The following is a 13886-nucleotide window of genomic DNA, read 5'->3' on the forward strand; positions in this document are numbered from 1 at the left end:
CTGTCGAAGTTCGCGGTTCGGGCCGCTGTTATTCGGCTTTGCTCAGCAGAGCGTAGTAGAAACCGTCGCCACCGTCCGGCTGCGGAAACCGCTGCACACCCGCGATTTGGGGTTCGCCCCAGAGCGCGCCATTCAGCGTGTGCGGCGTATTGTCGCTCGCATCCTCCGCCTCCGCAACGAAGCCTGCCACCACCTCGGCGTTCTCCGCCGGCAGTATCGAGCAGGTAGCGTAGAGCAGGCTGCCGCCGGGTTTGAGCAGTGGCCACATTGCCCGCAGGATTCTGGCCTGAAGATCCGCCAGTTCGGCGATATCCGCTTCGCGGCGCAGCAGTTTGATATCCGGATTGCGGCGGATGACGCCGGTGGCGGAGCAGGGGGCGTCGAGCAAAATGCGATCGAAGAGCTGTCCGTCCCACCAGGCCGCGGGTTCGGTGGCATCGGCACAGATCAGTTCCGCCGCGAGGCGGGTTCTGCACAGATTTTCCCGCACGCGGTCCAGGCGCTCTTCATCTATGTCAAGCGCGCTCAGCGCAATCGATGGCTGCTGTTCCAGCAGATGGCAGCTTTTGCCGCCGGGCGCCGCACAGGCGTCCAGAATCCGCTCGCCCGCCGCGGGTTGGAGCAGTTGTGCCGCCAGCTGCGCCGATTCGTCCTGTACGCTGACCAGACCCTCATTGAAGCCGGGCAATTGATCCACTGCACGGGGCTGGGCGAGCGTGATGCCCACCAGCGAGATGTCGCAGGGGGTGGCGGATATACCGGCCGCCTGCAATTGGTGCAGATAGTCATTGCGGGAAATCTTGCCGCTGTTGACCCGCAGCGTCATCGGCGGGCTGGCGTTGTTGGCGCGGAAAATCTCCCCGGCCCGATCGGGCCAGGCGGCTTTTATGCGCCGCCACAGCCAGTCCGGATGCGCGGAACTGAACTGTGGGTTACCGGATAGTTTCCGTTGTAGCTGTTCGCGGCTGCGCTGATAGGCGCGCAGTACACCATTGATAAGACCGGTGGCGCGATCCAGCCCCAGTTCGCGGGCGGCATTAACTGTGGCTGAGATGGCGGCGTGGTCGGGAATGCGGGTGTACTCCAGCTGATAGAGGCCGAGTAACAGCAGTGCCTCAATTTCCCTATCCGCCGGCCGCCTGCGCAGCAGCTTCTGCGCCAGCAACTGCAGCCGCGGCGCGGTGCGCGCGCTGCCGTAGCAGAGTTCACGCAGCAGCGCCCGGTCGCGTTCACGCACCTTGCCTTCGACCAGCGGCAACTGTTTTGCCAGGGAGCCCTGGTCCGCAAACAGGGCCGCCAGCACTCGCGCCGCCTGGGCGCGGACATCGGCAGTCATTTATTCACCCAGCCGCACACCGGGTGCGAAGAGCGCCCGGTAGCCTTTGAGTATCTCTTCTGCTGGCAGGGCTTTTTTGCCTGGCAGTTGCAGCAGCTGCAGCCGTAGCGCCTCGCGGCCGCAGGCAACCAGTATGCCCTCGGCGTCGGCGGAGAGGATGGTGCCGGGGATGTCGCGGTGGCAGCCGCGCTCCAGTTGCGCCTTGTAAATGCGCAACCGCTGCTTCCCTTTTGCATCGCTACAGGTGGTCCAGCAGACGGGGAAAGGGTTGAAGGCGCGAATTTGCCGGTCCAGCTCCTCCGCTGGGCGGAGCCAGTCGATGCGCGCTTCTTCCTTGCTGATTTTGGCGGCGTAGTTGGCTTTGGTGTCGTCCTGGATTCGCGGTACTGCGGTGCCGGCAGCCAGTTGTTCGAGGGCTTCCAGCAGGGCCGGCCCACCCAGACCTGCCAGTTTGTCGTGCAAGCTGCCACCGGTATCGGCCGGGGTGATCGGGCAGCGCTTTTCCACCAGTACGGGGCCCGTGTCCAGGCCCGCTTCCATCTGCATAATGGATACGCCGCTGACCGCATCGCCGGCCTCAATGGCGCGCTGTATGGGGGCGGCGCCGCGCCAGCGCGGCAATAGGGAGGCGTGCACATTAACGCAGCCCAGGCGCGGTGTATCCAGTACCGCCTGCGGCAGTATCAGGCCATAAGCGACCACTACCATCAGGTCGGCATTCAGTGCGGCCAACTCTGCCTGTGCCGCTTCATCGCGCAGGCTCTGGGGCTGGTAAACGGGAATTTCGTGCTGCTGTGCCAGCTGTTTGACCGGGCTGGCCTGCGGCTTTTTTCCGCGCCCGGCGGGCCTGTCCGGCTGGGTGTAGGCGGCGATTACCCTGTGCTGGCTGTCGAGCAGTGTCTGTAAGTGTACGGCGGCAAACTCCGGTGTGCCGGCGAAAACAATATTCAATGGTTGCGTCATGGGTTCCGCTGTGGAAGGGCCGCCGGGGTCCCCCGGCGGCGAATCAATTCAGAAGGTCTTCAGGCGCGTCTGCGGTGGGCTTTTTCCAGTTTGGAGCGGATGCGGTTGCGTTTCAGCGGCGACAGGTAGTCGACAAACAGTTTGCCGTCCAGGTGGTCCACTTCGTGTTGCACGCATACCGCCAGCAGGCCCTCAGCCTCCAGAGCGAAGGTCTCGCCATTGCGGTCCAGGGCCTTGACGCGCACCTTGCGCGGCCGCTCCACCGTTTCATAAAAGCCGGGCACCGACAGGCAGCCCTCATCGTACTGGTGTATCTCCTCGTCGAGCACCTCGATTTCCGGGTTGATAAACACCAGCGGTTCGTTTTGATCTTCGGAAACATCGATCACCACGATACGCTGATGGACGTTTACCTGGGTTGCGGCCAGGCCGACACCGGGGGCGGCGTACATGGTTTCGAACATGTCGTCCACCAGTCGGCGCAGCTCGTCGGTTACTTTTTCGACCGGTTTTGCGACTTGGCGCAGGCGCGGATCGGGAAATTCGAGGATCTCAAGTTTGGCCATAACACCGTGACAAACTTCTAGTATTCATGGAACTTGCGCTGATAACATAATGATCGCGCTCGATATTTGCCGCTAAACCACCGGGGCGGTGGCCTGGCGCCGTAAGATTATAGCGATAAAGAGCATAGGAATGCTTCAATGAGAAAAATTATTCTGGCGGCCACGGCCCTGTTGCTGGCGGTGGCCTTTGGCATTCAGGCGCAGGACCAGGTGCGCCTCAACCCGGACCACCCGGATGTTTATGTGGTGCAGGAGGGGGACACGCTTTGGGATATCTCCGGCCGCTTCCTCGCCGAGCCCTGGCAATGGCCGGAAATCTGGCAGGTTAACCCCCAGGTGGAAAACCCGCATTTGATCTATCCCGGCGACCGGCTGCGCCTCGTCTATGTGGAGGGCCAGCCCCAGTTGCACCTGGAGCGGGGACCGCGCGGCTACAAACTGAGCCCGGCGGCCGGAACGAACAGCTTGCACCCGCAGGTGCGTCGCGAACCCCTGGCGGACGCAATACCGGCGATTCCGCTGGACGCTATCAACGCTTTCCTTTCCCGCACCCGTATTGTCGCACCGGATGCCTTCAAAGGCGCGCCCTATGTAATCTCCGGTGCCGATCAACGCATTTTGATGGGGGCCGGTGAAAGGATTTACGCCCGCGGCGATTTCCGTGAGCCGCTGGCCTCCTACGGTATCTATCGCCCCGGTCCCGTCTACGCGGACCCGGTCACCGGCGAGATACTCGGCCGCCAGGCACTGGACGTGGGTTCCGCTGACCTGTTCCAGCTGGACCCGGATCACCGCGAAAACTTTGCCGTGGCCACGATGCAAGTTACACGTACGGCCCGCGAGATTCGCCTGGAAGACCGGTTGTTACCGGTGGAGGAGCGCTCTATCGCGGCCCTGTTCCAGCCCGGTGCGCCGGCGGTGCCTGTGGACGGCTACATCCTCGGTGTGGACGAAGGTGTAACCCAGATCGGCAAGTACGATGTGGTCGTGGTGAATCGCGGCGAGCGCGAAGGGCTGCAACCCGGCCATGTGCTGTCTATTTACAAGCAGGGCGCTACGGTTCGCGACCGTATCGAGCGCGATACTGTGAAGTTGCCGGACGAGTACGCTGGCGTGATGATGGTATTCCGGACCTTCGAGAAGATGAGTCTGGCGCTGGTGCTCGAAGCGGACCGGCCCCTGGAAGTTATGGATCTGGTGCGCAACCCCTAAAGGCGTTCCACGCGCACTGCCTTGCGTGCGGCGGCACCGCCACTTGGGGCTGCCGCCCACACGCAAAAGCACGAGAAGCCAATTCGCATGGATGCGTTGACTGCTACCTTGGCGCTGTTGCGGCTGGAGGGTTTGGGCCCCGGCCGCTACTGGCAACTGATCGAACATTTCGGCGACCCGGTCGGGGCGCTGCAATCTCTCTCCGAATTCCCTCCCAATCGTTTCCCCGAACGGGTTCAAGGCCAATGGCGCGAGTTGGCAAGGCTCGGTGAGCACAGCGCGCAGGTCGCCTGGGCGTATGCGGAACAAGAACGCTGTGCTGCCGCCGGGGTGCGGCTGTTGTCCCACAGCGAAGACGACTATCCGCGCCTATTGGCGGAAATCTCCCGCCCGCCGCCGCTGCTCTATGTGCGCGGTGCCGTTGAGGCCTTGCAGCTGCCGCAGATTGCGGTGGTGGGGGCCCGACGGGCCAGCCGCAGCGGACTGGACAACGCCCGCGCTTTTGCCACCGAGCTGGCCGGCAGCGGTTTTGCGGTTACCTCCGGCCTTGCGCTCGGGGTGGATGCCGCGGCGCATCTCGGCGCGCTCAAAGCCGGGGGCGTAACCCTGGCGGTGCTCGGCAGCGGTGTGGACAGGCTCTACCCGCGCCGTAACCAGCCACTGGCGGAGGACATTGTTGCTGGCGGTGGAGCCATCGTCAGTGAACAGCCCATGGGCAGTGCCCCGGAAGCGAGCAATTTCCCGCGGCGCAATCGCATTATCGCTGGCTTATCCCTGGGGGTATTAGTGGTGGAGGCCGCGCTGCGCTCAGGTTCTCTGATCACAGCACAACTGGCCCTGGAGCAGAACCGAGAAGTGTTCGCCATCCCCGGCTCAATCCACAATCCGTTGGCTCGCGGCTGCCACAAATTAATCAAGGAAGGCGCGGCGTTGGTCGAGACCAGTATGGATATCGTCCAGCAACTGGGTGGCCTTCTGGCTCAGCCGCCGGCTGACGCGCATGAACCTGGCGGCGGAATTCTGGAAACACGGCAGCGGCGTCTGGTGGAAGCATTGGGCGGGGATCTCCGCACGCTGGAGCAATTGGCGCGGGATACCGGTGAGGATACGGGCCCCCTGATGGCGCAGTTGCTGGAGCTGGAGTTGGCGGGGATAGTGGAGCAGTTGCCCGGCGGTTATCAATTGACGCCCGCCGGGGCGGCCCACCTGCAGGAAACGATCGATTAGAAGAGGTCTTGCCCGTCAACCGGTTCGCCGTGCATCGCGGGTCCGACAATACTGATTCGGACTTGGAACAGGAGGTTGCCAATGGCGGACAAACCCACTCTCACCACCACGGCCGGTGCGCCTGTACCGGATAACCGCAACAGTCTTACCGCAGGGCCGCGAGGGCCCCTGCTGCTACAGGACTATCAGTTGATCGAAAAGCTGGCGCACCAGAACCGCGAGCGGATTCCCGAGCGCACGGTACACGCCAATGGCTGGGGTGCGCACGGCACTCTGAAGATTACGGGGGACCTTTCTCGCTATACCTGCGCCAAGGTATTGCAGCCAGGTGTTGAGACCCCTATGTTGGCACGATTCTCCACCGTTGCCGGAGAGCGTGGCGCCGCGGATGCGGAGCGGGATGTGCGAGGTTTTGCGCTCAAGTTTTATACCGAAGACGGCAACTGGGATTTGGTGGGCAACAACACGCCGGTATTCTTCGTTCGCGACCCATACAAGTTCCCGGATTTTATCCACACCCAGAAGCGTCACCCGCGCACTAACCTGCGCTCACCGACCGCCATGTGGGACTTTTGGTCCCTGTGCCCGGAAAGTATCCATCAGGTCACCATACTGTTTTCCGACCGCGGCCTCCCGGTATCGCCCATGCATATGAACGGCTACGGCTCTCACACCTATTCCCTGTGGAATCACAGCGGGGAGCGCTACTGGGTCAAGTTCCATTTTAAGACTCAACAGGGGCACAAGTACTTCACCAATGCAGAAGCGGCGGAAGTGATTGGTCACAGTCGCGAGAGCTATCAGGAGGCGCTCTACGGCGCCATCGAAAGGGGCGACTATCCCCGGTGGACCATGCAGGTACAGGTGATGCCGGAAAAGGATGCGGACAAAATGCCTTTTAACCCTTTTGATCTCACCAAAGTCTGGCCACACGGCGATTTCCCGCCCATCGATGTGGGTGTGATGGAACTCAACCGCAACCCGGACGATTACTTCGCCGAAATAGAACAGGCGGCGTTCTCACCATCGAACATCGTGCCCGGTATCGGCCATTCTCCGGACAAGATGCTCCAGGCGCGCATCTTTGCCTATGCCGATGCCCACCGCCACCGTCTCGGTACCCACTATGAACACCTGCCAATCAACGCGCCCAAATGTCCGGTGCATAACTACTACCGCGACGGAGAAATGAACACTACCGGCTGCCGGACTGGAAATCCGGATGCCTATTACGAGCCGAACTCTTTTGCAGGTCCGATTGCGGATCCCCGCGCCAAGGAACCGCCGCTGGCCATATCCGGTGATGCCGATCGCTACGAACATAGCGAGGGCAATGACGACTACAGTCAGGCCCGCGCCCTTTTTAATCTGTTTGATGATGGCCAGAAAGAGCGCTTGTTCGAAAATATCGCCGAGTCCATGTCCGGCGTACCGGAAGAGATCATTCGGCGCCAGTTGGGGCACTTTGCAAAGGTCCACCCGGACTATGCCGATGGTGTCAGGGTCGCATTGGGCATACGCTAGGGAACCTCTGATTAATTTGTGTGAACGCTTTGGTTAGTTCCGTGGCGCTCAGGCAATAGGATGGCCATTTCGAAAACGCACGAGTACTTCCCTGTATCCGACAGTTTCGAAATGGCCATGCTATCACTTGAGCTTCTCATCTAGCGCCAAAGAATTTTTACCGTCAGGAAGCGAATTAATCAGAGGTTCTTCGGGGGCGGATGTGAAGCTCAGGTGAGCTGTCGCTGAGCCCGAGGTGCTTAGATAGAGGGGAGGCAATTCGAAAGCGCATCAGGCTGCTGCTGTAGTTTCGTTGGAGAGCGCCTTGTCCGCGGCGGCGCAATCGGCTAGATTGCCGCGCTTCCTGCATGCCAGAAACAAGAGAACCGACATGAGCAAGCCTTTTGTAGCCATCCTGATGGGCTCCGACTCGGACCTGCCAACCATGGAAGCCGCCTTCGACGTGCTGGAGAAGTTCGGTATCGACTACGAGGTGAAAGTCACTTCGGCGCACCGCACGCCGGAAAATACCCACAACTATGTGGTCGACGCCGATAAACGCGGTTGTGCTGCTTTTATCTGTGCCGCCGGCATGGCCGCCCACTTGGCGGGTGCCGTTTCCGCCACCACCCTAAAGCCGGTGATCGGTGTACCGATCAACGCTTCACTGGACGGACTGGACGCACTGCTTTCCACTGTGCAGATGCCCGGTGGTATTCCTGTGGCAACTGTGGCCATCGGCAAAGCCGGTGCCAAGAATGCCGCCTATCTGGCCGCGCAGATTATCGGCGTGTCCGACGCAACCATGCACCAAAAACTGGTGGATGAGCGCCGTGCCAATGCGGAGGCCATTATTGCCAAGGACGCTGAGCTGCAGAAACGCCTGCAAGAGCGCAAGGCCAAGTAAGCCTGGCGCCGTGCGCTATTCTCCAATCGCCGTAAAAAAAGCCGCTCGCGCTCTGGCCGCGGGCGGTGTTATCGCCCACCCCACGGAGTCTGTGTGGGGGCTCGCCTGCGATCCGAATAACCACCGGGCAGTGCAGCGCCTGCTGCAGCTGAAGGACCGGCCTGTGGCGAAGGGGCTGATTCTGGTTTCCGGAGAAGAGCGACATTTCGCCGGCTTGCTGGATCCGCTCGATGAGCGGCAGTTGCGACAGATTCACACCACTTGGCCCGGTCCGGTCACTTGGTTGGTGCCACACTGCGGCCGCGTTCCTTCCTGGATCAGCGGTGCCCACCAATCGGTGGCACTGCGCTGCACCGACCATCCCTTTACCGCTGCGCTGACGCGCGCTTTTGGCGGCGCTATTGTATCCACCTCCGCCAACCCTTCCGGCTGTCAGCCGGCGAGGCACAAGTACCAAGTTTTGCGCTATTTCGGCGACACCCTGGATTTTGTCGGTGGCGGCGCCACCGGTGGCCGCAATGCGCCCAGCGAAATCCGCGATCTGATCAGTGGTGAGGTATTGCGCCCCGGCGGTTGAAAATCCACTCTGGCCAGCGGCCGGAGACTTTCCCACAACAGAGCGGTTTCACACCATGAGTCAAATTGATATCGAGGCGGTAAAACATTATTTGCTGACGCTGCAGGATCGTATCTGCGAGGCGCTAAGCGCCGAAGACGGCACTCCCTTTCGCGAAGACGTTTGGAGCAGGCCCGGTGGTGGTGGTGGCCGGACCCGGGTGCTGGAAGAGGGCGCTTTGATTGAAAAGGGCGGGGTCAACTTTTCCCACGTCCACGGCGAGGGGTTGCCGCCCTCAGCCACCGCCAACCGCCCGGAACTGGCTGGCCGTTCCTTCAACGCGATGGGGGTGTCCCTGGTGATCCACCCGCGCAATCCCTATGTGCCCACCAGTCACGCCAACGTACGCTTGTTTGTCGCAGAAAAAGACGGTGAGGCGCCGGTTTGGTGGTTTGGTGGTGGTTACGATTTGACGCCTTATTACGGGTTTCACGAGGATGTGGTGCACTGGCACCGCACAGCGAAAAAAGCCTGTGACCCTTTTGGGGCCGACGTCTATCCTCGATTCAAGCAGTGGTGTGATGAATACTTCTATCTCAAGCACCGCGGTGAGGCCCGGGGTGTCGGCGGACTCTTTTTCGACGACTTTAACCAAGGCGGGTTCGACAACGCCTTCGCATTGATGCGCTCGGTGGGCGACAGTTACTTGGACGCCTATTTGCCAATTGTGCGCCGGCGCAAGGACACCGACTATGGTGAGCGGGAACGGCAGTTCCAGCTCTACCGCCGCGGCCGCTACGTGGAATTCAACCTGGTGTACGATCGCGGAACCCTCTTCGGACTGCAAAGCGGGGGCCGCACTGAATCGATTTTGATGTCTTTGCCATCGCTGGTGCGATGGCAATACGATTGGCAGCCGGAGCCGGGCTCCGACGAGGAAAAACTGTACACGGAGTTCCTGCCCCGTCGCGAATGGATTGAATAAACAGGGAGACTGTCGTGCACAAAGTGCGACTGGAAGAGATCAACAGGCTGTTTCAGGACTACCGACGCCAACTGGAAGGGGGAGATGGCTTGCAGGTTGCCGACTTTTACCGTTTCCCTCTGCACTACTACCGCGAGGATAGCGGCAAGGAGGCAATGTCCAGAGAGAAGTTTGTGCAGCAGGTGGCCAGGCTGCTGAAAGTCTACCGTCGCCTGGGGGTCAGTCAAATAGTCGGCTCTGTCACCGATATTATCGAGGTGAACACCAATAGCAGCCTGGTGACACTGAACTGGATTCTGTTGACCGCGCAGGGGGAAAAAAGCGTGGAGCTATACAACACCACCGTCCGCTATCTGGTTAGTGATACCGATGCCGGACTTAAAATCGACAGCTTGATCATGGTGGACGAGGCGACAAAGATCCGCCGCGCCGTGCGCGCACAAGGGAGACAGCGCAAGTGACGGACAACTACGCGGTCGTGGGCAATCCGATTGCCCATTCGCTCTCGCCGCGCATTCACGGTGCCTTTGCCGCGCAGACCGGGCAGGATATCCACTACGGGCGGCAACTGGTGGAAGAGGGGGCGTTCGCGGCCTTTGCGCGGGGCTTTTTCGCCAGTGGCGGCTGCGGATTGAACGTCACTATGCCCTTCAAGCTGGACGCCTGTGACTTCGCGGACGAATTGACCGAGCGCGCCCGTGCCGCCGGCGCCGTCAATACCCTCAAGAAACTGCATGATGGCCGTGTGCTCGGCGACAATACGGACGGCGCCGGTCTGGTTTCCGATATTCGCGACAACCTGGGGTGGGTAATCCGCGATAGGAGGGTCCTGGTGCTCGGAGCCGGCGGGGCCGCCCGCGGGGTACTCTTGCCGCTGCTGGCGGAAACACCGGAGCGAATTCATATCGCCAACCGGACTGTGGCAAAAGCCGAATGGCTGGCTAAAGAATTCTCCGCTGACGCCGAAATTACAGCTGGCGGCCTGGAAGAATTTCCGTGCGCCTTCGACCTCATCATCAACGCCAGTTCCGCCGGTCTCAGCAACGAAATGCCGCATCTGCCGGAAAAAATTCTCGGCGAGAACTGCAAGGCCTATGACATGGTGTACGGCGCGGAACCGACGCCTTTTATGTGCTGGGCCAAAGCACGGGGCGCCACTGTGGCAGACGGCCTGGGTATGTTGGTGGGACAAGCCGCGGAGTCTTTCTTTCTGTGGCGGGGCCTGCGGCCGGATGTCGCGCCGATACTGCAGCAGCTGCGGAAAGAATTGCAGAACAAGTAGTCTAGGGGGATTTTTTGTGCGTGAGTTTCTGCGGAACCTGTCGCTTTGTTTTGCCGCGGGCGCCTTTGGCGGTCTTTGCTACGCACTCGGACTCTGGGCCATGGGGCACTACGGCTTTACCCGCTGGCTGGGGGTTGATATTGCCCCGCACCTCTCCGCTGGCTACCTGTATCAGCGCATCGTATGGGGCGGTATCTGCGGGCTGATTTTTTTACTGCCCTGGCACAGATCCTGGTTCTCCCGGGGGTTTTGGCTGTCGCTGATCCCGGCCGGTGTCTTGTTATTTCTGCTACTGCCAATGCGCGGCTATGGCCTCGGCGCTCTTTCTCTGGGCCTGATGGCGCCCCTGGTGATCATTCTCGCTTGTGCTATTGGCGGCATCGCCGCTTCGGGGCTTTTGCGCGCCGAAGCCAGATAAGCACGTCATTACCCACGCAAATCAAGCCGGGACTCAGTGGCTCAGCAGCAGCTGGCTGGCCACACTGAACATCATCACAGCCACACCCAAGTCAAGCAGGCGCCAGGTTGCTGGACGCGCCAGCCAGGGCGAGAGCCAAGCGGCACCCAGGGCCAGGGTAAAAAACCAGGCCAGGGAGGCGCTGGCGGCGCCCAGTGCATAGGCGCCGGGTGCGGGCTGCTGGGCACCGAGTGAGCCGATCAGCAATACGGTATCCAGATATACGTGCGGGTTGAGTAGAGTCACAGCCAGTGCGGAGAGCAAAACCGCCCGGCGCGAACGCGGGACTGAGTCGGGAGTTTGGAGCCCGCTAGGGCGAAGCGCTCGCATCAGCGCCTTGATTCCGTACCAGAGCAGAAAAGCCGCGCCGCCCCAGCGTGCCACCGCCAACAGTGTCGGGCTTTGCAGCAACAGAGTGGCCAGGCCGAAAACGCCAGCGGAAACCAGTATCGCATCGCACAGCACACAGAGCGCTGCCACTGGCAAGTGATGCTCACGGCGCAGACTCTGGGCCAGGACAAACGTATTTTGCGCACCTATGGCCACGATAAGCCCGGCGGCCACTAACAGGCCGTTCACATAACTTTGCCACATCTCAGCATACTCCTCGCGGGAATCCGGGTACACGGAAGCAGCGGAACAGCGTCGCAAGCGGTGTTTGGGTTCTCATGGGGCAATCATATGGGCAGAGATAATAGTGGTGAGTGTGTCGCGAAAGAATGTATAAGAAAAACAAATTTTCATGATGATGTATTAGAGAAATTGATGTTTGACTATAAATTGCTTTTTGCACTTGCCGCCGTGGTGGAGCAGGGTGGCTTTGAGCGGGCCGCAGTGGCACTGGGTCTGTCCCAATCGGCGGTGTCACAGCGAATCAAGCTACTGGAAGCCCGGGTGGGGCAGCCGGTACTGGTACGGGCGACACCGCCCCAGCCGACGGAATTGGGGCGGCATTTGCTCAACCATATCCAGCAGGTGCGCCTGCTTGAGCGCGACCTGACAGAGCTGGTACCGACGCTGTCTGAGGGCGGCGGACCCGAGCGGTTGCGAATTGCGATAAACGCCGACACGCTGGCGACTTGGTGGGCCCCGGCCGTGGCTGAATTCTGTGCGGCGCAGCGGGTATTGCTGGACCATGTGGTGGAGGATCAGGAGGTCGGGCTCAAGCGCATGCGCGCCGGGGAGGTAGCTGCCTGTGTGTGCGCCTCCGAGCGTCCGGTAGCCGGTGCCCGCAGCGTCCTTCTGGGTGCCATGCGCTACCGGGCTTTGGCAAGCCCCGGCTTTATCGCCCGCTATTTCCCCAGAGGCGTGACATCCGAAGCACTGGCGCACAGTCCCGCCATTGTGTTTGGGCCGGACGACTCACTCCAGCACCGCTACCTGGAATCTCTGGGGGTGAGCGGCAACTTCGCCCATCACCTGTGCCCGTCCGCGGAGGGGTTTGTATGCCTGGCTTCCGCCGGTCTCGGTTGGGGGCTGGTACCGGAACTGCAGGCGGTGGGAGAGCTGGCCCGGGGGGAGCTGGTGGAGCTGCTGCCGGATCGCCCGGTGGATGTGCCGCTCTATTGGCACTATTGGCGCAACGGCGGTGCCCTCTTGGACGAGCTCACCCGCCAGTTGCTGCACCGGGCGAAAAGCCTGTTGGTGCACCAGAGAGCCCCGGACTGATTTATGCAGGCGTCGCGGTAAGACTCGAGGGGGCTCAGACGGAAAAATCAACGTCCAGCAGACAGCAGCTTTGCGCATAGCCCATCGCCCGCTTGATCGTGGGGTAAACGGAGGCAGTGGCGACACAAACGCCCAATTCTATGCGTTGGCGTTTTTCCAGAATGGTGTCGATGCGCTCTTCCAGCTGGGGATCAATGTCCTGGTGGCCGGCCACTGCAGTGGCGAAATCAAAGATATCCTTCAGCTTGTCCGGCAGGTGGCTGCCGCCCTGCAGACAGGCCTGCACCAGTGATTTATCCAGTCCCGCTTCCAGGGCCATACGCACGCTTAACTGGAGGCAAGCGCCGCAGTCTGCCACCTGCATAGCGGCAAGTTTGCTGACCCAATAGATGTCAGCCGACAGGAATTCCCGGTGGTGGGAAAGCGGGCGAAAATTGGCAAATTTCTCGTAGCCCTTCGGTGAGGCGTGAAGGAACTCCTTCAGATAATCCATATCGTAGCGGTAGCGCCGGGAGAATGCTTCTATCTCTTGCAGATGTTGTTCCGGTGTCATGTGGTAGCTCCTTGCGTTGACAGACGATCGACACTTCGGCGACCCGCCAGTTTCGGAGAGAATCATGACGGATTGAGCCGGGCAACCGCTCGAGCGGCGGAAGTTTAGGATTGTTGGCGCTCAGCTAGGTACTGATTCTTTAACTTTACGTAGTTGTCGGCGGAATAGCGGAAGAAAGCTTTTTCTTTATCTGTCAATTGCCGCGCGGGTTTGGCCGGTGAACCGACATAGAGGAAGCCGCTCTCCAGTGTCTTCCCTGGAGGTACCAGCGCGCCAGCGGCGAGCACAACCTCGTCTTCAATAACGGCGCCGTCTAATACAATGGCCCCGATACCGATCAATACCCGGTTGCCGACAGTACAGCCGTGCAGACACGCTTTGTGGCCGATGGTCACGTCGTCGCCGATGGTCAGCGGCCAGCCTTCCGGGTTGAAGGGGCCGGCGTGGGTGATGTGCAACACCGCCCCATCCTGCACACTAGTGCGCGCGCCGATGCGGATGCGGTGCATATCGCCCCGCACAACCGCCATGGGCCACACGGAGCTGTCGTCTCCCAGGGTCACGTCGCCGATGACGGCGGATTGCGGGTCTATATACACACCCTGGCCGAGCCGGGGCGATTTTTCACGGTCTGAGTCTCCGAGGGCACGCAGTGGGGACATCATCAATCT

General features: G+C 60.9%; 16 protein-coding genes. 10 read left to right on the forward strand and 6 right to left on the reverse strand.

Annotated features, from left to right (window positions below; all coding sequences use genetic code 11):
* Window positions 1-28: 28 nt before the first annotated feature.
* The 3 genes from rsmB to def are packed head-to-tail and all read right to left on the reverse strand — an operon-like array spanning window position 29 to window position 2865.
* Entirely contained in the window at window positions 29-1336 is a 1308-nt protein-coding gene (gene rsmB, locus A3224_RS00105) for a 16S rRNA (cytosine(967)-C(5))-methyltransferase RsmB (protein WP_067149847.1), read from the reverse strand.
* Window positions 1337-2299, reverse strand: a complete 963-nt coding sequence (gene fmt / locus A3224_RS00110) for a methionyl-tRNA formyltransferase (protein ID WP_067149850.1) — start codon at window positions 2297-2299, stop codon at window positions 1337-1339.
* 59 nt (window positions 2300-2358) lie between these two features.
* On the reverse strand, window positions 2359-2865 hold the full coding sequence (def, locus tag A3224_RS00115) for a peptide deformylase (RefSeq protein ID WP_067149852.1): 507 nt from the start codon (window positions 2863-2865) through the stop codon (window positions 2359-2361).
* 138 nt (window positions 2866-3003) lie between these two features.
* Between def and A3224_RS00120 the strand changes: the two genes are divergently transcribed.
* From A3224_RS00120 to A3224_RS00160, 9 genes are all read left to right on the forward strand, one after another.
* Window positions 3004-4077 carry a LysM peptidoglycan-binding domain-containing protein gene (locus A3224_RS00120; protein WP_067149856.1) on the forward strand — a complete coding sequence of 358 codons (1074 nt, stop codon included), beginning with the start codon at window positions 3004-3006 and terminating at the stop codon, window positions 4075-4077.
* Window positions 4078-4164: 87 nt separating this feature from the next.
* Window positions 4165-5304 carry a DNA-processing protein DprA gene (dprA, locus tag A3224_RS00125; RefSeq protein WP_067149860.1) on the forward strand — a complete coding sequence of 380 codons (1140 nt, stop codon included), beginning with the start codon at window positions 4165-4167 and terminating at the stop codon, window positions 5302-5304.
* A gap of 81 nt (window positions 5305-5385) precedes the next feature.
* Complete coding sequence (locus A3224_RS00130) at window positions 5386-6828, forward strand: catalase (RefSeq protein WP_067149864.1); 1443 nt, start codon at window positions 5386-5388, stop codon at window positions 6826-6828.
* A 370-nt stretch (window positions 6829-7198) separates the two neighbouring features.
* Window positions 7199-7714 (forward strand): 5-(carboxyamino)imidazole ribonucleotide mutase, encoded by a 516-nt coding sequence (purE, locus tag A3224_RS00135; RefSeq protein WP_067149866.1) that lies wholly within the window; start codon window positions 7199-7201, stop codon window positions 7712-7714.
* A gap of 10 nt (window positions 7715-7724) precedes the next feature.
* Complete coding sequence (locus A3224_RS00140) at window positions 7725-8291, forward strand: L-threonylcarbamoyladenylate synthase (protein WP_231902419.1); 567 nt, start codon at window positions 7725-7727, stop codon at window positions 8289-8291.
* A gap of 55 nt (window positions 8292-8346) precedes the next feature.
* Complete coding sequence (gene hemF, locus A3224_RS00145; protein ID WP_067149869.1) at window positions 8347-9255, forward strand: oxygen-dependent coproporphyrinogen oxidase; 909 nt, start codon at window positions 8347-8349, stop codon at window positions 9253-9255.
* Window positions 9256-9269: 14 nt separating this feature from the next.
* Complete coding sequence (locus A3224_RS00150; protein WP_067149873.1) at window positions 9270-9716, forward strand: hypothetical protein; 447 nt, start codon at window positions 9270-9272, stop codon at window positions 9714-9716.
* On the forward strand, window positions 9713-10537 hold the full coding sequence (gene aroE / locus A3224_RS00155) for a shikimate dehydrogenase (protein ID WP_067149876.1): 825 nt from the start codon (window positions 9713-9715) through the stop codon (window positions 10535-10537). Before A3224_RS00150 ends, aroE begins: the two co-directional genes overlap by 4 nt.
* A 16-nt stretch (window positions 10538-10553) precedes the next feature.
* Window positions 10554-10955, forward strand: a complete 402-nt coding sequence (locus tag A3224_RS00160) for a hypothetical protein (RefSeq protein WP_067149879.1) — start codon at window positions 10554-10556, stop codon at window positions 10953-10955.
* Between the two features lie 33 nt (window positions 10956-10988).
* On the opposite strand, the gene A3224_RS00165 is transcribed toward A3224_RS00160, so the two are convergent.
* Window positions 10989-11588: a LysE/ArgO family amino acid transporter gene (locus A3224_RS00165; RefSeq protein WP_067149882.1), complete on the reverse strand. Its 600-nt coding sequence runs from the start codon at window positions 11586-11588 to the stop codon at window positions 10989-10991.
* A gap of 171 nt (window positions 11589-11759) precedes the next feature.
* Here A3224_RS00165 and A3224_RS00170 point away from each other — a divergent pair, with 171 nt between their 5' ends.
* Entirely contained in the window at window positions 11760-12662 is a 903-nt protein-coding gene (locus A3224_RS00170) for a LysR family transcriptional regulator ArgP (RefSeq protein WP_067149885.1), read from the forward strand.
* 34 nt (window positions 12663-12696) lie between these two features.
* Here the strand turns inward: A3224_RS00170 and A3224_RS00175 are convergent, their stop codons facing one another.
* Together A3224_RS00175 and A3224_RS00180 are read right to left on the reverse strand one after the other, a co-directional pair.
* Complete coding sequence (locus tag A3224_RS00175; RefSeq protein WP_067149888.1) at window positions 12697-13215, reverse strand: hypothetical protein; 519 nt, start codon at window positions 13213-13215, stop codon at window positions 12697-12699.
* 104 nt (window positions 13216-13319) lie between these two features.
* A complete protein-coding gene (locus A3224_RS00180; RefSeq protein WP_067149890.1) occupies window positions 13320-13877 on the reverse strand; it encodes a gamma carbonic anhydrase family protein in 558 nt (185 codons plus the stop codon).
* Window positions 13878-13886: the final 9 nt, after the last annotated feature.

It is taken from the genome of Microbulbifer thermotolerans, from assembly GCF_001617625.1.
Taxonomy (GTDB): Bacteria; Pseudomonadota; Gammaproteobacteria; order Pseudomonadales; family Cellvibrionaceae; genus Microbulbifer; species Microbulbifer thermotolerans.